The organism is Streptomyces sp. STR69 (assembly GCF_024519455.1).
In the GTDB taxonomy this organism is placed as follows: Bacteria; Actinomycetota; Actinomycetes; order Streptomycetales; family Streptomycetaceae; genus Streptomyces.
In genome coordinates, this window is the sequence record NZ_JALJRY010000055.1 from 1 (window position 1) to 22,403 (window position 22,403).

Annotated in this window: 17 protein-coding genes and 1 pseudogene; 14 read left to right on the top strand and 4 right to left on the bottom strand. The window is 75.5% G+C overall.

The window, feature by feature from the left end; all coding sequences use genetic code 11:
* The 8 genes and pseudogenes from OC490_RS47960 to OC490_RS47995 all read left to right on the top strand — a co-directional run.
* Positions 1-402, top strand: a pseudogene (locus tag OC490_RS47960) (hypothetical protein); the annotation flags it as partial.
* Positions 396-1,280: a 4'-phosphopantetheinyl transferase family protein gene (locus OC490_RS47965; protein WP_262064366.1), complete on the top strand. Its 885-nt coding sequence runs from the start codon at positions 396-398 to the stop codon at positions 1,278-1,280. The pseudogene OC490_RS47960 and the gene OC490_RS47965, both read left to right, overlap by 7 nt.
* Before the next feature lie 120 nt (positions 1,281-1,400).
* Positions 1,401-3,467 carry a condensation domain-containing protein gene (locus OC490_RS47970; protein ID WP_262064367.1) on the top strand — a complete coding sequence of 689 codons (2,067 nt, stop codon included), beginning with the start codon at positions 1,401-1,403 and terminating at the stop codon, positions 3,465-3,467.
* 91 nt (positions 3,468-3,558) lie between these two features.
* On the top strand, positions 3,559-3,759 hold the full coding sequence (locus OC490_RS47975; protein WP_262064368.1) for an acyl-CoA carboxylase subunit epsilon: 201 nt from the start codon (positions 3,559-3,561) through the stop codon (positions 3,757-3,759).
* Between the two features lie 312 nt (positions 3,760-4,071).
* Entirely contained in the window at positions 4,072-4,923 is an 852-nt protein-coding gene (locus OC490_RS47980) for an AfsR/SARP family transcriptional regulator (protein ID WP_262064369.1), read from the top strand.
* 137 nt (positions 4,924-5,060) lie between these two features.
* Entirely contained in the window at positions 5,061-5,804 is a 744-nt protein-coding gene (locus tag OC490_RS47985; RefSeq protein WP_262064370.1) for an acyl carrier protein, read from the top strand.
* Positions 5,805-5,927: 123 nt separating this feature from the next.
* On the top strand, positions 5,928-6,767 hold the full coding sequence (locus OC490_RS47990; protein ID WP_262064371.1) for a 4'-phosphopantetheinyl transferase family protein: 840 nt from the start codon (positions 5,928-5,930) through the stop codon (positions 6,765-6,767).
* 317 nt (positions 6,768-7,084) lie between these two features.
* Positions 7,085-7,906 (top strand): AfsR/SARP family transcriptional regulator, encoded by an 822-nt coding sequence (locus OC490_RS47995; protein ID WP_262064372.1) that lies wholly within the window; start codon positions 7,085-7,087, stop codon positions 7,904-7,906.
* Positions 7,907-8,020: 114 nt separating this feature from the next.
* On the opposite strand, the gene OC490_RS48000 is transcribed toward OC490_RS47995, so the two are convergent.
* Together OC490_RS48000 and OC490_RS48005 are read right to left on the bottom strand one after the other, a co-directional pair.
* Positions 8,021-8,242, bottom strand: a complete 222-nt coding sequence (locus OC490_RS48000) for an acyl carrier protein (RefSeq protein ID WP_262064382.1) — start codon at positions 8,240-8,242, stop codon at positions 8,021-8,023.
* A 156-nt stretch (positions 8,243-8,398) separates the two neighbouring features.
* A complete protein-coding gene (locus tag OC490_RS48005) occupies positions 8,399-8,986 on the bottom strand; it encodes a hypothetical protein (protein WP_262064373.1) in 588 nt (195 codons plus the stop codon).
* An 838-nt stretch (positions 8,987-9,824) separates the two neighbouring features.
* On the opposite strand from OC490_RS48005, the gene OC490_RS48010 reads away from it, so the two are divergent.
* The 5 genes from OC490_RS48010 (at position 9,825) to OC490_RS48030 (ending at position 15,053) form a co-directional block, all read left to right on the top strand.
* Positions 9,825-10,220: a hypothetical protein gene (locus OC490_RS48010; protein WP_262064374.1), complete on the top strand. Its 396-nt coding sequence runs from the start codon at positions 9,825-9,827 to the stop codon at positions 10,218-10,220.
* 312 nt (positions 10,221-10,532) lie between these two features.
* Entirely contained in the window at positions 10,533-10,667 is a 135-nt protein-coding gene (locus OC490_RS48015) for a hypothetical protein (RefSeq protein ID WP_262064375.1), read from the top strand.
* Positions 10,668-10,669: 2 nt separating this feature from the next.
* Entirely contained in the window at positions 10,670-11,047 is a 378-nt protein-coding gene (locus OC490_RS48020) for a toxin Doc (protein WP_262064376.1), read from the top strand.
* Positions 11,048-11,279: 232 nt separating this feature from the next.
* Positions 11,280-13,358, top strand: coding sequence for a condensation domain-containing protein (locus OC490_RS48025; RefSeq protein ID WP_262064377.1), 2,079 nt, complete (start codon positions 11,280-11,282; stop codon positions 13,356-13,358).
* A gap of 459 nt (positions 13,359-13,817) precedes the next feature.
* Entirely contained in the window at positions 13,818-15,053 is a 1,236-nt protein-coding gene (locus tag OC490_RS48030) for a helix-turn-helix domain-containing protein (protein ID WP_262064378.1), read from the top strand.
* A 22-nt stretch (positions 15,054-15,075) separates the two neighbouring features.
* Here OC490_RS48030 and OC490_RS48035 read toward each other — a convergent pair whose 3' ends face one another.
* Together OC490_RS48035 and OC490_RS48040 are read right to left on the bottom strand one after the other, a co-directional pair.
* Positions 15,076-19,746: an AMP-binding protein gene (locus tag OC490_RS48035; RefSeq protein WP_262064379.1), complete on the bottom strand. Its 4,671-nt coding sequence runs from the start codon at positions 19,744-19,746 to the stop codon at positions 15,076-15,078.
* A gap of 301 nt (positions 19,747-20,047) precedes the next feature.
* The gene (locus tag OC490_RS48040; RefSeq protein ID WP_262064380.1) at positions 20,048-20,488 is read right to left on the bottom strand and encodes a hypothetical protein; all 441 of its coding nucleotides are present in this window, start codon (positions 20,486-20,488) and stop codon (positions 20,048-20,050) included.
* A 405-nt stretch (positions 20,489-20,893) separates the two neighbouring features.
* Here OC490_RS48040 and OC490_RS48045 point away from each other — a divergent pair, with 405 nt between their 5' ends.
* Positions 20,894-22,147 carry an aminotransferase class V-fold PLP-dependent enzyme gene (locus tag OC490_RS48045; RefSeq protein WP_262064381.1) on the top strand — a complete coding sequence of 418 codons (1,254 nt, stop codon included), beginning with the start codon at positions 20,894-20,896 and terminating at the stop codon, positions 22,145-22,147.
* The last annotated feature ends 256 nt before the right edge of the window (positions 22,148-22,403 follow it).

The following is a 22,403-nucleotide window of genomic DNA, read 5'->3' on the forward strand; positions in this document are numbered from 1 at the left end:
CCGGCGCCCGGCACCGGCGACGCCGGTGACGCCGGCACCGCCGCGCTCGCCCGCCTGGGCCGCAGGCTGGCCACCGAGCGGCGGGCGCTGCGGGCCGCCTGCGCGGTCACCGCCGTGCACGACCCCGCCGACCCGGCGGCGCGTGCCCTGGCGGACCGTCAGGCCCTGCTGGTGCTGGCCGCCGGGACGGCCGGCGCGCGGGAGGCGGCGGCCGGGGCACGGCTGCCCTTCCTCGGCGGCGCCGGCTGGGCGCTGTCGGCGCTCGGACGGATCACCGTACGGCTCGGCCTTGCGCTGCCCGCCCCGATGCCGGACGCGCAGTGGGGCGTGTGGGACGAGCTGGCCCGGCGTGTGGCGGACGGCGTGGACTGCGACCTGTACGCGACGGGGCTGCCGTGGTGAGCGGCAGCGGTGCGGGCCACGGCCGCACACCGTTCCCGCCGCCGTGCCACGTGCCCGGTCCCGATGGGCCCTGGGAGGAGGTCCAGGAGCGGGTCGAGGCGACGGGCCGGGCGGTGGTGCACACCACCTGGGGCCAGTGGCTGACAGCGGCCCTGCTCGACCCCGGGCTGCGCACCCTGCTCGGCCGCGACTGGCCGCGTTACCGGCAGCATCCGGCCCCGGCCGGACGGCTGATCCTCGCCGTCTCCCGGACCGTCCTCAAGCACACGGCCGCCGCCGCGCTCCAGGTCCCCGCCGCCCGGCTCGACCTCGCCTATCTGCCGGGCGGGCGGCCCGTGCTGCGCGGGCTCGGCGCGGATCTGCAGGTGAGCCTCGCGCACACCGACGAGCTGATCGTGGTCGGCGTCAGCCGCACCGGGCCGGTCGGTGTGGACGCCGAGCCCGCCGGGCGCCGGATCTCCTTCGAGGCGCTGCGCGACCACGTGTGCACCGCCGGGGAGGCCCGGCTGCTGGGGGCGCTGCCCGAGGAGGCGCGCACGGAGACGTTTCTGCGCCTGTGGACCCTGAAAGAGGCGTACGCCAAGGCGCTCGGGCACGGCATGCGGCGCCGGTTCTCGGGCATCGGCTTCGAGTGGGACGAGACCGCAACGGCCCGGCTCACCGGGGACACGGCCCGGGAGTGGGCCTTTGCCACCCATCTCGTCGACGAGCGCTACCTGGTGAGCGAGGCGTACCGCCGCGAGACAGCGGCACCGGTGCCGGACGGGCCGTGCGCCGCGTCGTCCGGGCAGGCCCGGGAGGGGCCGCCCCCGGCGGTGCCCCCGCACGCCCCCCGCGTCCCCGGCCTCCCGGGACGGCGTGGTCCCGGGCAGCGGTGAGCGGAGCTGCCGGCCGGGGTTGCGCGGGCCCGCGGCCGGCCGTGCAGAAACGATTCGAAAAGGAGGCGGGGGTGTGGACAGGGCTGCGGCGGCGGAGCTGTGCGGCCTCCCGGGGGGCGGATGAGGAGTCATCACCCGCACGTCGGCGCCGTACTCGCCGTCGTGCTCGAACCGCTGGGCACCCACGACCGGTCGCCGTTCGTCCTGGAACCGTGCGGACCGGCCCGCACGGACGCCGAGGCGGTGGCCGCCCGCGTCGCGGGGCGCCACCGGGCGTACGACGTCGCACTGGACGACGCACCGGACCTGCCGCAGGACGGCATGCCGGCGGCCGGGCGCTTCGGCCGGTACCTCCTGCGGCTCAGCCCCCTGGGCCCGGCCCGGCCCGGCGGGCCGCTCACCGGCGACCTGCTGGCCGACCTGCCGGCGCCGGCCGCCGCGGGCACGCTCGCCGTGAGCGGGGAGCAGCGGGCGCTGCTCGCGGCGGCGGTCGGCGCCCGGGGCGGCCCCGGCCGCTTCGTGGAGCAGATCCACTGGGACTGGACGGGGCCGCTGGACCTGGCCCGGTTCACCACCTCCTGGCAGTCCGTCGCCGAGCGCGAGGCGGTGCTGCGGGCGTCCTTCGACTGGGCCGGCACTCCCCGCCTGGTGCTGCACGACAGCGCGGCCGTGGAGGTCGTCCGCCATGCGCACACCGACGTCGGCCGGGACGACCTGCTGCGCCGGGAGCGCGCCCGCGGCTTCGAGCCGTACCGGCCGGGTCTGCTGCGGGTGTCCCTGCTGGGCCGCCCGCCGGACACGGGCGGCGCCGGACACCCGCCCACCCGTCTGCTGGTGACCTATCACCGGGCGCTGCTCGACGAGCACGGGGCGCGTCTGCTGGTGCGGCGGTTCTACCGCTCCTACCTCGCCGGCGGCGTGCTGCCCGGCGCGGCCCGGCGGCCCGGCATCCGTGACCACGCCCACTGGCCGGCCCGCCGGGACCCGGCCGCGGCCCGGGAGCTGTGGGCGGCGGCCGCACCGCCCGCCGGCGCCGCCGTCGGCCCGGGCCGTGCCGGCGGGCCACCCCGGCCGGCCGGGGGGACGGGCCGGATCCGGCGCCGGCTCGGGCCGCCGCAGACCGCACGGCTGCGCTCCTGGGCAGGGGGCCGGGGCGCGGGGGAGAGCAGCGCCCTGCACATGGTGTGGGCCCTGCTGCTGTACCGGGCGGCCGCCACCGGCGGGATGCTGCCGGTGGCCTTCGGCGTGCACCTGTCGGGACGGGACATGGCGCTGCGGGACGGCGCCGCCGTCCCCGGACTGCTGGGCGGCCCGCTGCCGATGACGGTCACCGTGGACCCGGCCGCGCCGCTGGCGGACCTGCTGCTGCGGGTGCGGGACGTGGCGCTCGACCTGAGCGCCTGCGCGGGGGTCTGCGCCGATCAGGTCCGGGAGTGGAGCGGGCGCGCCCCCGGATCCCGCCTCACCGAGACCACCGTCCGCTTCGACAGCCACCCCCGGCTGCCGGCGAACCTGCGGGCCCGCCTCGCCGCGCAGGGCATCCGGGCGGGCGCGCCGCGGAGCGCCCGGGGCGCCACGGCCCTGCCCCTCACGCTCGCCGCGCACCACGACGCCGAGGACGCTCTCGTGCTGGAGGCCCTCTACGACCGGGCCAGGTTCACCGGCACCGACGCCTGCGGCGTCCTCGCGCAGTGCGTGCGGCTGCTGCGCGGCCTGCCCGACCACCCGGACGGAGGGTTCACCGTCGGTGATGCCCTGCGTCTGCCGGGCACCTCGCAGGTGCCCGCCATGACACCGCCGCAACCCGCCGGCACCGGGCCGGCGCCGGAGGTGCTGCGGGCCGGGGAACCCGGGGCGGATCTCGTGTGCCTGGTCACCGTCCCCGGCGTCACCCCCGGTGCGTACGGCGCGCTGCTGCACGGGTACGGGGGGCCGGAGCGCATCGTGTCGCTCACCGTCACCGGCGGGCGGGTGCCGCCCGCCGCCCTGCGTGAACTGCTCGGTGACGGGCGGCGGCTGACCGTGTGCGGTGCCGGGCCGGCCGGCCGGGTCGCCCACGAGATCGCCCGCCGCGCGGCGGAACGGACGGGCGACGCTCCCGCCGTGGTCATGACCGGGGTCGGCGGCGCCGAGAGCGCGCGGGCACTGTCCCGGGCCCTGGCGGCGGTGCGGGCGCGCGGCGCCTGAGCGCCGTGTCCCCGGCCGTGCCGTCCACCGGGCCGAGAGGGTTTCTTGAGTGCCATGGCCGAGGGTGGCGCGCAACGAAAGAGGAGGCGCCATGGGCGACGTGGACTGTGGACAACAGGCGCTGCGTGTCGAGCGCGGCACCGCGACCGAGGAGGAACTGGCCGCGCTGACCGTCGTCCTGCTGGCTCTGCGCGGCCGGCGGGCACCCGAGGAGCCGCGGGAGCGGCCGGTCAGCGCCTCGCGCTGGTGGCTGCGCAGGGATGACCACCACGGGGCGCACAGCTGGCGGTAGGAGCGACTCCGCAGAACCGCATCAAGGAGACCTGACGGTCTGTTTGCAGGGCGGTCCTGTAGGCATGCCGGTCCGATCTCTCGGGGCCCGCGCCCCCGTCCTGTGGACGCATACCGGCCTCAAGAGTGCGTACGGGGCGTGAACAGGGCTGACATTCCAGGGGAGTTCCCCAGCGAACGGCTGCCTTCGAGGGCTGGTGCACCACTGCTTGAGACCTGATAAAAACAGGGCGATCGGTCTCGTATTGACATACCGTCCGTGCTGTTTTTTAATGAGGGGGTGTCAGCAGCGCACGTGGACAGGGGAGACGGCGTGGACATCGACGTACTGGGTGCTCTGGACGTGAGGGAGAACGGGGTGTCCGTCGCCCCCACGGCGCCGAAGCCCCGGCAGGTGCTGGCGCTGCTGGCGGTGCACGCGGACCGGGTGGTGCCGGTCGCCTCGCTCATCGAGGAACTGTGGTCGGGCCGGCCGCCGCGCAGCGCGCGCACCACCCTGCAGACCTACGTGCTGCAGCTGCGCGAGCTCATCGGGGCGGCGCTGGCCCGCGGCACCGGACAGCGGCCCGGTGCCGGGCCGCAACGCCGTACCGCCAAGGACGTCCTGGTCACCCTGCCGGGCGGGTACCTGCTCGCCGCCGGCGGCACCAGCGACGTCCGCGAGTTCGACCGCCTGGCGGGCCTGGGCTACCGGGCCATGGACGCCGGTGACTTCGCGGGCGCCTCCCGTACCCTGGCCGCCGCCCTGGACCTGTGGTCGGGATCCGCCTTCGCGGACGTGCAGACCGGGGCCCGGCTCGCCATGGAGGCCAGGCGCCTGGACGAGAGCCGGCTGTGCGCACTGGACCAGCGCATCGAGGCGGACCTGCGGCTGGGCCGGCACCGCGAAGTCCTCGCCGAGCTCACGGTCCTGACGAGCCGTTACCGCAACCACGAGAACCTGCACGCCCAGTTCATGATCGCGCTGTACCGCTCGGGGCGGCGCGGCGAGGCGCTCAACGCCTACACGCACCTGCGCACCACCCTCGGCCACGAGCTGGGCCTGGAGCCCTCCCCGCGGCTGCGCCGGCTCCAGCAGTCGATCCTGACCGCCGCACCCGAGACCCCGCCGGCCCCGGCGCGGGCCGCGCACCGCCCGGACGCCGGACAGGCCGTCGGCCGGTAGCCGGCGGACGCCCGGTCGTCCGGACGCCGGTCCGGACCTGCCGGCCCCGCTCCCCGGCAGGAGCTTCGTCCCTCCCCGCAAGCGGGAGGCACCCCACCCCGGCCCGACGGCCGGGACGTCCACGAAGGGACGACCTGATGACCAGTGAGCCGACGGCATCTTCCGATGGCCACGGAGACATCCTTGCCGAGCTCACCGCCGTGCTGGCCGGTGTCGTGCACGCCGACCCCGACCGGGTCGACCCCGAACAGCCCTTCCCCGTCCTCGGCCTGGACTCCCTGCTCACCGTCGAGTTCGTCGCGGCCGTCGACCGGCACTTCGGCGTCCGGATCGCCGGCGCGGACCTCTACGAGTACGCCACGCCGGTCCTCCTGGCCCGCCACCTGACGGCCCTGCGCCGTGGCACGGACGACGCCCCCCAGGCCCCGGACTCCGGTGCCTCGGCCGAGGTGCTGCAGGTACTGCGCCACCAGCTGGCGTCGATCCTGCACTGCGACCCGTGGGAGATCGAAGGCGGCGCCGCCTTCGCGGAGCTGGGCATCGACTCCATCCTGGCGGCGAACTTCGCCGCCGGCGTCAACCGCGCCTACGGCCTGAGCGAACGGCCCGTCACCGTCCACGAGCATCCCAGCCCCGCCGCGATGGCCGCCTACATCGCCTCCCGCACCCGGGGCGCACCGGCCCCCGCGCTGCCGGACGTCCGCGGCGACGCACCGGCCGCGGCGCCCGCGCCGCCTGTGCCGCCGCGGCCGCCCGCCGTCGCGGCGCAGGAGCGGCCCGCGCTGTCCCCGGCGGAGGTGGTCGCGCTGCTCGACGCGGTGCGCGGCGACCGGATCGGCGTCGACGAGGCCGCCGCCCTCCTGGCGAACCGCTCGGCCTGAACGGGGGCCACCACCTGTGGAGCACCGGCGACCCTCCGCCTGTCCCGGCCCCGGCGGCCACCGTGCCGCGGCGCCGCTCCGCCGGCAGCGGGACGGCGAACCGAGACGGACTGGAACGACACCATGACCATCACCGCACCGGAACCCTCCGGCACCGGGCCCGCCCCGCACCACGCGACGGTGCCCCCGGTGACGCTGTGGCTGTGCCCCAACGACGCCCTCCCGCCCGCCGTCACCGGCATCCTGGCCTCGCACTGGCTCGACGACCGGGAGAACGAGACCGCTGCCCGGTTCCTCTTCGAACGCGACCGCCGCCAGTACCTCGTCGCCCACACCCTGGTCCGCCGCGCGCTGGCGCTGGAGGCCGGCCTCGGCGAGGCCGAGCTGGTCATCTGGCGTTCCTCACGCGGGCGGCCCTTCCTGCAGCCGCTGCCCGGCGGCCTGCCCAGAGGCGGCGGCCATCTCGACTTCAACCTCTCCCACGCGGGCGGCTACAGCCTGCTGGGGATCGTCCGCAGGCAGCGTGTCGGAGTCGACGTCGAGCGCCTCGACCGGGAGGCGGGCGCCCTGGACACCATCCTGACCACCTTCACCCCCCAGGAGCAGCGCTGGGCGGCACAAGTGCCCCCGGGACGGCGCCGGGACCGCCGGGTGCTCAGGCTGTGGACCCTGAAGGAGGCCTACTCCAAGGCCCGCGGACTGGGACTCGGGCTGCCCTTCGACGAGTTCGCCTTCACCCTGCACGACGACCGGGGAGTGCTCGCCTTCCGGCCGCCCGCCGACGACCCGGCCGGACGCTGGCGGTTCCTGGAACTGGAGCCCGTGCCCGGTGTGCTGGCCGCGGTGGCCGTACCCGCGGACGACAGCCCCGCACCGCGTCTGGAGTTGCACCAGGGATTCCCCTGGGACCGGGCCGCACCGCTCACCATCGCCCTGCCGGAGCCGGTGGGCGCACCGGTCTGATCCGGCGTGCCGACGCACCGCGCGAACCGGGCCGCGTCCGCGGGAGGAAAGAGAAAGAGAGAAAAAAAGGGGGTGTGCGGCGCGGGATTGCCCGCCGTCCCCGAAGCCGGACCGGAATGCGGAGTTCATTTCCGGCGGAAGTACGGGTGTTCTCGAGTGCGGCGCGCATTCGGCGCGGAATCCACGTGGAGCACCGCTGGAGGACCGCTACAGGAAATCGCTCGGTGGGCACGGACACGGCTAGCGTGCCTAGCGGCGGAGATTTCCGGCCACCAAAAGGAACTGGACAAGGAACTCGACGAGGTGGGGAGGCCACCATGGAGATTCAGGTTCTGGGTCCGTTGAGTGCCGAGGTCAACGGGGGATCAATCGTTCCGACGGCCGGCAAGCCGCGACAGATCCTGTCGTTGCTGGCGCTCTATCCGGGACGGGTCATGCCTGTTCCCACGCTCATGGAGGAACTCTGGGGAACCGAGCCTCCGGCGAGCGCACTGACGACCCTTCAGACGTACATACTCCAACTGCGCAGGCGGCTGGGCACGGCCATGGGCCCGGGCGCACCGGCCGGCGCGAAGGACGTTCTCGCCACGCGGCACGGCGGATACCTGCTGCAGATCGACAAGAGCTGTGTCGACGTGCACGCCTACGAGGAACTGATCCGGCAGGGACAGACGGCGTTCGTGGAAGGCGACGACGAGGTGTCCGCGGCGCGGTTCCGCGCGGCGCTCGACCTGTGGACCGGCGCACCGCTGGTCGACGTGAAGCTCGGTCCCGTCCTGGAGATCGAGGTGATGCGGCTGCAGGAGAGCAGGCTGGTCACCGTCGAGCGGCGCATCGACGCCGACCTGCGGCTGGGCCGCCACTCGCAGCTGATCGCCGAACTCACCGAGCTGACGGCCCGCCACCCGCACCACGAGGGCCTGCACTCCCAGGTCATGGTGGCGATGTACCGCTCGGGCCGGCAGGCCACGGCGCTGGAGGTCTACCGCAGGCTGCGCATCCGGCTCATCGACGAGCTGGGCGTGGAACCCTCCCCGCAGCTGCAGCGCATGCACCAGGCCATGCTGGCCGTGGACCCGCAGCTGGAGATGCTGGCGGGCCCGCGCCACGGCTCCACGTTCGACCTGTTCGCCGCGTGAGGGACGGCGCCGCCCGGCCCATGGGCGGCGGGCTTCCCGCCCCACCGCCACCGATCCGTCGCCGAGGGCCGGACCGTCACCCGGTCCGGCCCTTCGGCGTTTCTCGTACGGGGCTCAGGCGACCGCCTGCAACCGGGCCGGCGTTCCCCGCAGGGCCGCCGGTGCGGCGAAGGTGTCCGGGGAGAGGGCGTCGTCCACGAAGCGCACGCCGTGGACGCCCTCCAGGGAGCCCGACAGCTCCACCGCGCCCAGCGAGTCCAGGCCCGAGAGCCTGAGGTCCGTGTCGGCCTCCAGCGGTTCGCCGGCGTCGAGGAACGGCAGGTACTCACGGAGCAGTTCCCCGGACTTCTTCTCCCGGGCCGTTGCTGATCCCGCCCTTCGTGTGTCGTCGGTCGTCTGTCCGTCGGAAGAAGTCGCCGTCGTACGCCGTGCGGATCGCCGCGCCCGCCGGTACGGGGCCTTTGTCCCCTTCGCCGGTGCACCCGTCCGCCGCTACCGGGCCCGGCCGAGGCCGGCCGGCGCGGGGGCTGCGGTCACCCCGCCGGGGGTGGACGGGCGGGCGGGGGACAGGCCGCCGAGGACCACGGCACGCACGGCGGGGCGCGGGACACCGGTAGCGCTCAGCAGGCCCGCGGCATGCAGGCCGGCCACGCCCTGGCGGACGGCGGCCGGCGCGATGCCGGTCAGCTGCACGATGTGTTCCGGTGCGGCGGTGCCGTCCGGCAGGGCGGCGGCCCGGGCGACCGCCGCGGCGGTCGCGCCGGCACGGTGCGGGCAGGCCCGCACCGCCCGGGCGAAGGGGCTGTCGAGGTCCGCGGACGGGTGAGGGGACACGGGCCGGGTGGCGCCGGGCTCCGTGGCGGTCGGGAGGGCGTGCAGCAGCAGGGGGTTGCCGCCGCTGGACTCGTGGAGGAACGCGGTGTGTTCGCGGCGGCCGGCCCGCTCGGCGAGTGCGGTCACCTCGGCACGGCCGAGCCGCTCCAGCCGGACACGCCGGGAGGCCGGCCCGCTCGTCAGCCCGGCCGTGAACGCCGGGTCGCCGCTTTCGTGGTGGACCGTCCCGGCGACGACCAGCAGCATCCGGGCAGACCGCACGGGGCGGGCGGGATGGCGCACGAACGCCGGGGACTCGGTGTCGGCGTGGTGGACGTCGTCCGCACAGCACCGGCGGGCCGCCCCCGCTCACCTCGCGCAGCTCGGCACAGAGCGCCGGGACGTCCTCGCCACGGGGTGTGCGTTCCGCCGTGCTCCGCCACCGGGCCGGCCGGCGATGACCGGCCGGCATGCGGCGGGTCACGCCCCACGCGGTTCGGCGCTCGGCCGGGGAGCCGGCCGCGCTCAGCACCACCGCTCCCGCGGCGCCGGCCCGTTCGACCAGCAGGTGCACGAGCGCGCTCCTGCCGCAGCCCGTGGGCCCCTCGACCAGGACGGTGCGGGAGCACCCCTCGGCGGAGTTTGTGAGGGCGTCCGTCGAGGCGTGGTGATCGCCGCGGCCCTGCCGGCCAACGTCATAGCGGTCCTGCCGGCCGGTCCAACCCCCACGGGGCCAGCCTGCCCCCACCGCCTGCAGGGGCGCTGGAGCCGTGGCGGAACGCGGGGCGGAACCATTGCCGGGGCGGCCTGATCACCTGCGGCGAGCTGCCGGCTAATCCGATCGAGGGTGATTCCGGAAAGCCGAAAAGCCGGAAAGGCGAAAAGCCGGAAAGGCGGACGGAAAGACGGAAGCCGGAACTCCGGAACTCCGGAACTCCGGAACTCCGGAAAGGAGAAGGGGAATTTCCCGTGGGATCATCGCGATGACTTCCCGGAGAGAAATGTCCGGTCGGTTCCTCTCGCCTCACCGGGTTTTACCCGTTCTCCGTCCCCGCTCCAGCACGTGCGGCCATGATTTCCGGGCTGGCCGCACGGCCGTACGGCCATGCGGGACGACGACCAGGAGGAAGGGCCTCTCGTCATGGCGCTGACGCTGACCGCGCCCCTCAGCGGGGCGCTGCATGAACTCCTCACCGCGCGCAGCCTGCGCGAGCGCAACAGGGAAATCGTCTTCGCGCTGGTCGCGGCAGGCAACCGGGGCGAGGTCAATCACCTCACCCGCCACTGGGCGGGCGCCGCCGGAACGGGCGGACGCACGCTGCCCGACGGGCTGGGACTGACGGTCGAGAGCGTCATCGCCGACCACGACGTCGTCGCCCTGCGCGCGACCGCCCGTGCCGAGGGGGCGGCCTGGTCACTGGTCGCGGAGCTCCACTTCGATGCCGCGGGCCGGATCGAGCGGTGCCAGGACCTGCTCGTGCCGCAGACGCCGGCGAGCTGACGTGGCACCGGGCCGGCGTCGACTCCCTTGCTCCGCGGGTGACTTCGGGCCGGGGCCGCCGCGCCGGGTGCTCACGGCGTGATCGGGGGAACGTCTCGGTCCGTAGGGCGGAGGGGCTGTGGCGGCTGTCGCCGGGGGCGGGCCGGTCCACGGAGTATGCGTCGACGCATACGGCGGTGCATGCTCTGCGTACGGCTGACACCAGCGTCCGGATGACCACCACCACCAGGGACGCCTGACGGTCCTCGCGAAGGCGCGTGGCATGAGCCTCGCCGCGTATCTCGAAGAGCTGTCCCGGCCGAGGAGCGCCAGGTGCTCCTCGGCCGGGCCACCGGCTCGTTCGACGCGGCACTTGAGCGTCCGGGCTTCGCCGACGCCTTCGACGCGGCGTTCGGGGGCCTGCCCGAGCCGTCCGCGGGCAGCCGCTCGGCGCACCGGGCGGCCTGACCTTGGACCTGCACGTCGACATCCGGTGGCTGCTCGACCGGCAGGAACGGGTTCTCGGCAAGGATCTGCAGGTGCGCGACCACTCGGCGCTGATCGCGGCCGTCGTGCGACACCGGGTCAACACGCCCCACCTGGACCTCGGGGAACCCGACGCGTACTGGCGGGCGGCTGCGCTGCTCGACACGATCGTGCGGCAACGGCCGTTGCCGGCCCGCAACGAGCTGTACGGCTATGCCGTCGCGGTGGCGTACATCGAGGCTTCCGGCGAGACGGCCGACGCCGACGAACGGCAGTGGATCCAGCTGATCGAGGACATCCGGGCGTTCCGCCTGACCAGCTTCGACGTGGCCGACCGCCTTCGCTCCTGGCGCGCCGCCTGACCCGGACCGCCCCGGCCGCGCACCTCTCGTCCTCCCACCCGGGGAAGCCGGTCGAGGACCGTTCGGGGGCCGCTGGAGGAAACGGACGGCCCGGACGCGGCGGAGCTAGCGTGAAGAAGCTGGGCTCCGGCTCCGTCAGCGCGTGCCGGCCCGCCCGGGCCCGCACGCCGACTCCCCGGGCCGGGGGCGCAGTTGCTCGTTCCGTACGGGGGTGTCCGGAAAGGGGGAGGCGATGAACGGTGACCGGCCCGCCGGTGTGTGCGCGGTGATCGACCCGGAGCAGGGCGACCACGGCACCATGGAAGTGCACGGGACACTGGACACCGCCTCCTTCCACCGGGCCCTGCACCGCGTCGCGGAGATCCGCCCCGCTGCCCGGCATCCGGGACCCCGGCTGGTGCGGCACGGACCCGACCTGCACACCGTCGAACTCCCCGGCGGCGACGGAGCACCCGCGCCCGCCGCCGTCGGCCTGCTCGCCGACCTCCTCACCGCCGCACCCCAGTCCTGCCCCGATGCCGGGCCGGCCGCCGCACCGGCGGGGCCGCCCTGCCGGACGCTGCCGCGCACCGAGCCGGTCACCCCCCTGCAGCAGCAGCGGCTCGCCGACGCCCTGACCTGGCCCGACCATCAGGTCGAGCAGGTCCTCTGGCGCTGGTACGGCCCCCTGGACACCGCACGCCTCGAGGCGGCCTGGCACGCCGTCGCCACGCGGGAGAGCGTGCTGCGCACCGCCTTCGTATGGGACCCGCGACCGCGCGCCGTCGTCTTCGACCGCGGCGTCACCGACGTCGTCCGCCACCCGCACGGCACGGCGATCCGGCGCGCGGAGCTGCCGGCCCGTGAACGGGCCCGCGCCTTCGACCTGCGACGCCCGGCAGCGGTGCGCCTGGCGCTGCTGGACAGCGGCCCCCACGACGAGGCAGCACCCTTCACCGACGTACTCCTCACCTATCACCGCGCCCTGCTGGACAGCTGGAGCGTGCGGCTGCTGATGCGCGAGTGCTGCCGCGCCTACCTCGCCGACGGGGCGCTGCCCGGCGGCGAACGCCGTCCCGACCTCGGCGACTGCGCCCGCCGGCTCGGCACCCAGGACCCCGGCCCCGCCCACGACTTCTGGCGCGGGCCCCTCCACCGGCCCGCCGCACCCGGGCCGCACCCGGCCCGGCCCGCGGGCGGCGGCACCGGTGTGCTGCGCGCCGCCCTGCCCCCGGCCCGCAGCACCCGCCTGGCCCACTGGGCGGCGCGCTGGGGCGTCGCGGAGAGCAGCGTGCTCCAAGCGGTGTGGGCACTGCTCCTCTACCGCGCCCGTGACACCGCGCCCGCCGGCGCGACCGTGGGCTTCGGCCTGGACTTTCCCGGCCGCGGGCTGCTCCTGGAGGGCATCGAGGGCGTTCCCGGCCCGTTCGAGAAAGCACTGCCCGTCACCGTCGCCCTCGACCCGGCCCTGGACCTGCCCCACCTGCTGCGCACACTGCGCGACCTGGTGATGGACCTGTCCGCCTACGAATGGACCACCGCCGGCACACCGGCCACCGGCGCCGGCCCCGGGCCGCGGGCGGGCGGCCTGCTCGCCTTCGACTGCGGCCCGCGACCCGAGACCGCCTACGGCGGCGAACTCGCCGCGCACGGCATACGCATCGAGGAACAGGAGGCCGCCGGAGCACCCGCCGGGTACGCCCTGCGCCTGCGCGCCGGCCACGACACCCGCCGCGGTCTCGTCCTGACCTGCGCGTACGACCGTGACCTCGTCGACGACGGCACCGCCCGCACGCTGCTGGCCCACACCGTGCGCCTGCTGCGCCTGCTGCCCGCCACGGCGGGCGCGACCACCACCGTCGGGGACGTACTGGCCCTGATGCCGCACGCGGCCACCCCCCGGGTGCCGGACGGCCCTCCCGCCTGGGACGCGGCGCCCCTCGTGCCGCTGCGCGGCGCGCCGGCGCCCGCGAGAGCCACCGTGTGCCTGCTCGACGCCCCGGGCGCCCCGCACACCGGACAGCAGGAACAGGAACAGGAACTGGTACGGCACTACCGGGGACCGGAGGCCCTCACCGCGCTGCGGCTCACCGCCGGCCGGCAGGCCGCCCACACCGACGCGCTCACCCGGCTCGCCCGCTCCAGCGGCCGGCTGGTCCTGGGCGGGTACTCCGGCGCCGGCGCCCTCGCCTGCGAACTGGCCCGGCAGATCACCGGACCCGGGGTGCGCCCGCCCCTGGTCGTGGTCGGCGGCGCCGGCGACGATCCCGACGGGCCCCGGAGCCTGGCGCGCGCCCTGCAGCGGGCCAGCGCCTCGGCCGCCCGGACCTGAGACACCGCGTCCGCCCCGTTCACCCGCCCTGCCGCGCGAGCACGGGCAACGGCCCTCTCCTGGGCCAGCCGATGTCGTCGTCGCACGGGGCGGAGGCGCCACGCACCGGTGCCGGTCGGCCGGCGAGGCCCTCACGGGCGGCGCGGCGGGCAGGAACCGCGTGTTTCATGGGGGACTCCCGTGGACGCGGACGAGGACAGCTCCCGTGGACGAGGACGCGCCGGTGCGCAGGTACCGGCCCCGACGCTTGAGACATTCCCCGCAACCGCTCAAGAACCGCTTGAGGAACGCAGGACGCATCCGTGAGGTTCGCACGACTCCGCGGCACAGCATCTGGCAAAACATTGCCCGGCCCTTGCCCGGCCCCCTACGCTCAGGGCGGCACCCGGTGGCACTCGGGCGGTGGCGCGCCCCGTCCCGTCCCACAGGCCCCACCCGTCCGTCCCAGGGAATGGTCACATGCTGCGTCAGCCCGCGTTCGGCCGCCGTCTCCGCAAACTGCGACAGGCCCGCGGGCTGTCCCAGACCGCCCTGGCCGGTGACGGCATGTCCACGGGATACCTCTCCCGGCTGGAGTCCGGCGCCCGCCAGCCCACCGAACGGGCCGTCGCACATCTCGCCCAACGGCTCGGCGTGGACGCGGCCGACTTCGAGGAACCCGCCGGCGGCTCGCTGGCCCACGCGCTGTCGCTGGTCTCCTCCACCGGCTCCGACGGCGCGATGGAAACGCTCCGCGAAGCCCTGGCGGCCGAGGCGCACGAGGCACCGGTGCTGCGCTGGCAGGCGCTGTGGCAACTCGCCGGCCAGCGGCGCCTGCAGGGCGACCACGACGGCGAACGGGAGTACCTGGAGGAACTGGTACGGCTCGGCGAATCGGTCGGGCTTCTCGCCCTGCGGGTCCGCGGCCTGACCCGCTACGCCCGCTGTCTGCGCACGCTGGGCGAGATCACCGCCGCCCTCGACGCCGCGACGGCGGCCCACCACCTCGCCCGCGAGGACGACCTCGACGCGGAGGACCGCGCCGCGGTACTGCTGGCACTGGTCTCGGTGGAGGCCGAGGCGGGCCGGATGCCGGATGCGCGGGCCCACGCCGACGAACTGGTCGAGCTCGTCGCGGGCCGCTGCGACGCCCTGTGGGCGGAGGCCATGTGGACCGCCGCGGCGGTCCGCCTGCGGCAGGGCGACCACACCGCCGCACAGGGCTACCTGGAGGAGGCGCTGGAGAAGTTCGCCAGCCGGGAGGACCTCGTGCTGTGGCTGCGCCTGCGGTTCGCGGCCGGCCGGCTCTACCTGCAGAAGCAGCCGCCGGACCCCCGGGCCGCCGAGCGGTGCCTCACGGCCGCCGAGCCCGCCCTCGCCTTCGTCGGCACCCCGGGCCTGCACCAGGACCTCCTCGCCCTCAAGGCGGACGTCGCCTTCCTCTCCGCCCGCTACGACGAGGCCCACGCCCTGCTCGGCGAACTCGCCGAGACGGAGCTGAGGATGAGCTACCGGGACCGGGTACGCCTGGACATCCTCCGCAACCAGCTGCGCATCCGCTCCGGTGACCACAGCGGCATCCAGGGGCTGCGGGACCTGGCCGAGCAGGCCCAGGCCGACGCCAACATCGACCTGGCCGCGGACATCTGGCGCATCCTGGCCGAATCCCTGGCGGGCTCCGCCGCGGACCGCGGGCCGGCCGCCTCCGGGACGTGACCGCCCGGCCGGCACGGTCCCCTCACCGCTCGTACAGATCCTCCGCACGGGTCTCGTACCAGCCCTCCGGCACGGCGGCCGCCGCCGGCCACCGGGCCCGGTGGCCGCCCGCGTCGGCCACCACCACGAAGGCGGCCGACGCGTCGTCGAACGGGTCGTCGTGGGCCGCGGCGTCCAGCACCCGCAGATTGCCGTACTCGTCCAGGCGCGCGGCGCGGCCGGTGCGCCACATGCGGGCGGTGCCACCGCCCGGGCCGCCGAACGGGTCGGGCAGGAACCCCCCGCCGCCCGCCCCGCCCGCCCCGGTGTAGCCCCTCGCCACGCCGGCCCCCGCGATGTAGAGGGATCCGGTCCGGCCCGGGCCCACCGGACGCAGCCGCGCATCCAGGAGATAGGCACGGTGGCCGGGGGCGGGCCGGGCCGGGGCGCCGGGCACGTGCTCGACCACGAGCCGGGCCTCGGCCCAGCCGCCGCTCACGGTCAGCTCGACGCCCTCGGTCCGGGCGAGGCACACCAGCGCACCCAGGACGTCGTCACTGCCGCCCAGCACCACCCGCGCCCCGTGCCGGCGCAGCCACCCCAGCACCTCGTGCGGCACGTCCCGGGTGAGCGAGCCGTCCGGGACGTGCACGCGCGCACCGCCCACCAGGGTGCTCAGCAGCCCGATCGCCGCGTCCCCGTCCGGGTAGCCGCGCACCAGCCAGGCCGCGTCGGCCGGCGAGGCCGCGGTGACGGCCTCACCGCCCACCGCGACGGTGCCGCCGTCGCCGGGCAGCAGCAGAAGAGGGTCGCCGCCCCGCAGCGGCCGGGTCCGGTCGGCCTGCGTCACCGGCCAGCGCCCGGCCGCCGGCCGCCGGTCGGCGGCCTCCTCGCGCACCAGCCGGGCCGCGCCGGGCACGGCCGGCAGCAGCAGGTTCGCGGTCTCGTCGAGCAGCAGCACCACGGGATGCAGCGACTCGGCGAGGTCCAGCGACGGATCGGCCGGCAGCAGCGCGGCTCCCGTCTTCGCCACGGCCACCGCCGCCACCGCGAACCCGGCCGGTGAGGACAGCGCGGTCAGCACACAGGTGCCGGGACCGGCCCCGTGCTCGATCAGGACGTGCGCCAACAGGTCGGAACGGGCGTCGAGCCCGGCGTAGTCCAAACCCTCCAGGGCCGGCGCCCCCGGAGCCCGCGCCACCTGCGCCGCGAACAGCGACACCACACCGTCCGGGTCCTGCCGCACGAGCGGCACCTCCGCACCCGCCCACACCCCGCTCCCGGCGGCCGCACCGGGCAGCAGCCGCAGCCGGCTCAGCCGCGCCGCGGGCGTCTCCGCCGCCGAGCGCAGCACGGCGGTGAACTGACCGGCGAGGGAGTCCGCGGCCCTCTCACCGACCGTCTCGCGGCGGAAGGTGACGGTGACGGCGATGCCCGCCGGCGCGCCCGCGGCACTCTGCCGTTCCGTCAGCGTCAGCCCCAGGTCCGCGGCCGGCACCGCGGACGTGCAGCGCTCGGCCTGCACGGACAGCCCGGACGCCTCGAACCGGCCCACGCACTCCTGCAGCACCGCCAGCGCGACCCCGCCGGGCAGCGCCGCCAGCGCCGCCCCGCCGTCCCGGTAGGCGGCCAGGTCCCGCACCCGGACCCGGCGCAGCAGTTCGGTGAAGGCGGGATCGCCGCCGGTGTCCACCGTCAGCGCCAGCACCCGCCCGTAGGGGCCCACGGCCTCGCGCAGCGCGGCCGTGTCCCGCGCCGGGACGGGCGCGGCCACGGTGACCGGATCCTGCGCGCCGATCCGGCACAGCAGCGCGGCGAGCGCGGCGTGCACCACCATGAACAGGGTGGTGCCCTGCTCGGCGGCCAGCCGGCTGAGCCGTGCGTGCAGCTCCGCGTCCAGACCGGTCTCCAGGGTGCCGTAGGAGGCGTGAGCGGACCGCGGCGCGCTGCCCGGCAGCACGGCGGGCGGCAGATCGCCGAAGACCGCGCGGGGCGCCGCGTCCAGCCCGGCACGGGCACGGTGCGGAGTGCCGCCGCCGGCCCGCGCCCCGTAGGCCCGGGCCAGGTCGGCGGCCAGCGGCACATGGGACCACAGGTCGACCGAGTCGGCCGGCAGGGCCAGTTCCAGCAGATGGTCGTCGGCCGCCGACGCACGCAGCCGGGTACCGGCCGAGCCCAGCCGGGAGTTGCGCAGCGCCGGATGGCGCCGCCCCAGATCCTCCAGGGCCGCCTCAAGAGCGTGCCGGTCCAGCCGGCCGCGCAGCCGCAGCGAGAACTCGCGGCTGTCGCCCGCCGTGTCGCCCGGCCCGGTCACCGCCGCGGGCGCATCGCCGACGAGCGCGGCGAACGCGGCCGGGGTCGGCGCCCCGTACAGCGCCCGGCCGCCCGGATCGGCGTCCAGGGTCTCGCGGACCCGCGACAGCAGCCGGGCCGCCGCCGGCGCGTCGCCGCCGATGCGGAAGAAGTCGGACTCGGCATGCACCCGGTGCCGGGGCAGGCCCAGCACCTCGGCGAACAGATCACGGACGATCTCCTGGACCGGCGTGCCGGGCTGGGTGCCCCGGCGGCCGGGGACGCGGGCGTCCACCGGCAGGGCCGTGCGGTCCACCGCGCCGGCGGCGTCCAGCGGCAGGGCCTCCAAAGTCGTCAGCACGGACGGGACCATGTGCTCCGGCAGCCGCTCCTGCAGATGGGCCCGCAGCACGTCCTCCAGATCGGCGGCGTCCCCGAAGGCCGCCGGAGTGCCGGCACCGCCCTCCGCCCCGGTGCCGGGCCCCGCGTACACACCGGTCAGCACGCCCGCGGGAACCCGCGCGGGATCGAGAAGGACGATGTCGAGGAGGTCGGGCCGCCCGCCCCAGGTGGGCAGGGCCCGGTAGCCCAGACGCTCGGCCCGCCCGCACAGCGCCTCCGGATCGGGGGCGGGCGCGTCCTGCGGCGGCAGGTCGATGCTCTCCAGGGGATCGAACAGGGACCGCATGGCCGCGTACTCGTCGTGCACCCGGCGGTTGGGCACCCCGGCCAGCCGCAGCACGGCAGGACGCCCCGCCGTGACCCGGTCCACGGCCTCCAGGCCGTCGACGCCGTCCGCGCCCCAGCGCACGACGGGCGCACCGCAGAGGTCGGCGACCGGCTCGGCGGTGGAGAGCACCACGTCGTAGCGGTAGCGGGTCAGCTCGTTGTGGTGCACGCCCCGCTTGACCCGTACGTCCACCGCACGCACCGCGGACAGGTCCCGGGCCAGCACCCCGAACAGGGCGGGGGAGAGCAGCAGTTCACTCTCCGTGGCGCCCTGCTGCTCGACGGCGCGCCGCAACGCCTCCCGGTCGCCCTCGGCGGCGCCCGGCCGGGCCAGCGCGATGCCGGTCCGCAGACAGCGGGCGAGGTCGAGACTGCGCACATCGCCCAGCAGCAGCGAACCGCCCGGGGCGAGCAGCGCCAGCACCCGCTCGACGACCGTACGCAGACGGGAAAGGCCCGGGAAGTACTGGATCACCGAGTTGACGACGATCGTGTCGAAGTGGCCCACGGGCAGCCCGCCGGTGTCCTCGGCACCACGGCAGTCCAGCCGCACCTTGTCCTTCAGCAACGGGTCCGCCTCCACCCGCGCGCTCAGCGCGGCGACCGCGGCGGGGGAGAAGTCGGTCGCCCAGTACTCCTGGACCTCCTCGTCCCGGGCCAGGAGATCCAGCAGCGGCCCGGTGCCCGCACCGATCTCCAGAACCCTGCGGCGCGGCAGCTCCCGGATCCGGTCGAGGGTGGCGTACCTCCACTCCCGCAGCTCCTGCGGCGGGATCGGCAGGCCGTCGTAACTGCTGTCCCAGCCGGTGAGGTCGTCACCCGGCCCGCCGGCCGCGGCGTGGAGCGCCTCGTGGATCTCCTTCCACCGGGCGGTCTGCGCGTCCTCGTCCACGGCCGCCGCGGCCGGGACGGCCGGCACCACATGCGCCACCAGCCGCCTGTCGCCGTCCCCGCTCTCGTGCAGGGACACCGCGGCGGCGGACACCGCAGGGTGCGCGCCCAGCACCGACTCGACCTCACCGAGCCCGAAGCGCCGGCCGCACAGCTCGACCCGGTCCTCCGCCCGTCCGGCGGACTCCCGCCCACCGTCCCCGGCCGGCGCCAGGGCGGTCCGCACCGCGAGGGCGACCGAGTCGAAGGCCGGACCGGCGGCGCGTACGAGGTCCCCCACCGCGCGGTGCGCCACGACGACCCCCTCGGGGACACCGGTGGTGCCGGAGGCGTAGCAGACACAGAGGGCGTCGTCCGGGCCGGAGGCCTGCTCGGGCAGGACGTCGCAGCGCCGGGCGATCTCGGGCGCCTCGGTGTCCAGCGCGAGGACCACCGTGTCCAGGCCCGTGTAGTCCGCGGCGTCCGCGGACCCGGTCAGCACCGCGGCGGCCGCGCTGTCGCGCACGATCAGCCGGCGCCGCTCGGCCCGGTCGGCGGGGTCGAGCGGAACACAGGCCGCCCCGGCCCGCACGACCCCGAGGAACGCGGTCACCGTCTCCGGGCCCGGCCGCAGCGAGGTCACCACCCGGTCGCCGCGGCCGATGCCGCGGGCCCGCAGGTGGGCGGCGAGACGGTTGGCCGCACGGCCCAGCTCCCGGTAGGTGAGGTGGCCGCCACCCCCGTCGGCCCGCCGGGGACGGTGCACCGCGACCGCGTCGGGGCGCTCCTGGACCTGCTGCTCGATGAGGTCGGAGATGGACATCGGGTACCTGCTCCTTTTGACGGCGCCTTCCGGCTTGGCAAAACATTGCCTGAATGTTGGCAAGGGCGGCCTGAGGCGACGTCCTGAGGCGGTCGAGCGGCACTGGAGTCGCTGCTGGCAAGGGGGCATGGCCGCCACGGCGGAGGGCGCCGGGTTGCCAAGACGCCCGAAGCGGGGGAGTGCCCGGCGATCACCCGGGCGTCCCGCATCCGACGCCACCCCGAAAACACCGAAGCCCCCGCTGGGCAGCAAGGCTGCCTGCGGGGGCGTCACGGGGCGGGCACAGATGCCCGGGCGCGGATCAGACGCTGGCGACGGTGGGGGCGACGGGCCAGTTGGTGTCGGCCTGGATCGCGGTGGGGGCGACCGGCCAGTTGGTGTCGGCCTGGATCGCGGTGGGGGCGACCGGCCAGTTGGTGTCGGCCTGAATGGCGGTGGGGGCGACCGGCCAGTTGGTGTCGGCCTGGATCGCGGTGGGGGCGACCGGCCAGTTGGTGTCGGCCTGGATCGCGGTGGGGGCGACCGGCCAGTTGGTGTCGGCCTGAATGGCGGTGGGGGCGACCGGCCAGTTGGTGTCGGCCTGGATCGCGGTGGGGGTGACCGGCCAGTTCGTGTCCGCCTGAATCGTGGAGGTCGTCTTCGCCGTCGCCGGCCGGCCGATCGCGTCCGCGGCGGTGACGCCGGCGGCGGAGAAGGCGGTGAGGGCGGTGGCGGCGATGGCGATGCGGGCGATGCGGTTCATGGCGGGCTCCTCGGTTGTGTCAATCTTGTGTTCGTTGCTTGGCAACCTTCTGCCAAAAAGATTGGCAAGCAAAGCTCGCGAAATGGTCGGGAATGGGTCGATTCGGACTCAAGGTGCACGCCAGGAACGCTCCAGAGAATGAATCAGCACGGCTGAATTGCCTGAAAAAGACGCTCTGAGCTGCGAAAACAAGGATTCTTGGCAAAGCCGGAGACGCTCTGGCAACGCTTGGCAATTCCTGGAGAAAAGAGCTGGACGCGGCCGAGCCGCTTGTCACGGACCCCCCGCTAGAGCCGCGCCGGAGCCGGTACTGCCCGAGGTTGCCAAACTCGCGACGGGCGAGGCAATGTATTGCCAAGAACTAGGCAATCATTTGTCTCAACTCTGCAGGGGGGAGGCCCTGAAGTGAACGAGGAATCCCACGGTGACCGCAGGATCCACCTCAACCCGGCCGGTGCGGGCCGCATGCCCGAGGCCGTACGGGCGGTCCTCACCGAGTGGACGCGTTTCGAGGACCGGTACGGGCCGTACGAACTGGACGAACGCCTCGACGACGTCCTGCACCGGGAGATCCACGAGCGGCTGGCCGCCCTGCTCGGCGCGCCGCCCGGGGACACCTTCCTGTGCACCGGCGCCGCCGACGCGTTCGCCGCCGTGCTGTCCCGGCTGCCGCTCGGCCCGCGGGACCGCGTCTGGACGACTCCCTACGAGTCGGCCGCCAACCTCGGAGCCGTCTTCGCGCTGCGCGCGCACACCGGCTGCCGGCTGGAGGTCGTACCGCTGCGCCCCGACGGTGACCTCGACCTGGAGTGGATGGCACGGCACATCGGCGACGACGTCGCCCTGGTCTGCGTCCCGTACGTTCCGTCGGGCTGCGGCATCGTCCATCCCGTCGAGGACATCGGGCGCATCCTCGCCCCGCACCGGTGCCTGTACGCCGTCGACGCCTCGTACGCAGTGGGGCAACTCCCCGTGGACGTCGCCCGCATCGGCTGCCACCTCCTCACCGGGGACGGCTGGAGGTTCCTGCGCGGCCCGTACGCGGCCGCGTTCGCCACCGCGGCGCCGCGGCTGCGTGAGGTCCTGGTCCGGCACGGCGGCATGCCGCTCGTGCCGCCGCACGGCGCCGCGGCCGCCGCGCTGAACGAGGCCCTGGCCCTGCACGCGGCGGCGTCCCCGGGCCGGGACCTCGCTCCCGGCCTGCGTGCCGCCGTCGAGGACACGGCCGGCACCGAACTGATCGCCCCCGGACGTGTCCAGAGCGGCATCGTCACCTTCCGGCACGAGGACGTGCCGGCGGCAGTGGTGCGCCGCCGGCTCGCGGACCGCGGAGTCGTCGTGTGGAAGACGGTCGCCGAGGAGGTCCCGCTCTATCTGCCGAAGCGGGGTGTCGTCACGGCCGTACGCGCCTCCGTCCACCACGACAACTCGGCCGAGGACATCGAGCTGTTCGCCGACGCGCTCAAGGACGCCGTGACCGGGACGCGCCCGCTTCCCGCGCCCACCCGGCACCCGCTGCCGGCCGCACCGGCCCCGCAGGCGGTGCCGTCGCGGCCGGCCGTGGCCGGGATCCCGCGCGTGCGTGCGGCCGGCCGGCGGCACCTGACCCTGGTGCCGGGCCTGCCGCCGGACACCGGCCGGCTCCGGCCCGGGGCGTGAGCGGCACACGGACCGGCCGGCCGGGGCGGCCGGTGCGGACGCGAGCGCCCCTCCAACGTCCGTCACTAGCCTGCGGCGCAGGCGCACGCACCGTCCGGTGCGGCCGCGAGCGAGTCACGGACCGACAGGAGCCGACCCAAGCATGTCTGTGGAAACAACCGCGCCGCCCGGGACGGGAGCGGCACCCGCGAAGGACGTCCGGCGTCTGGACCGGGTGATCATCCGGTTTGCGGGTGATTCGGGTGACGGGATGCAG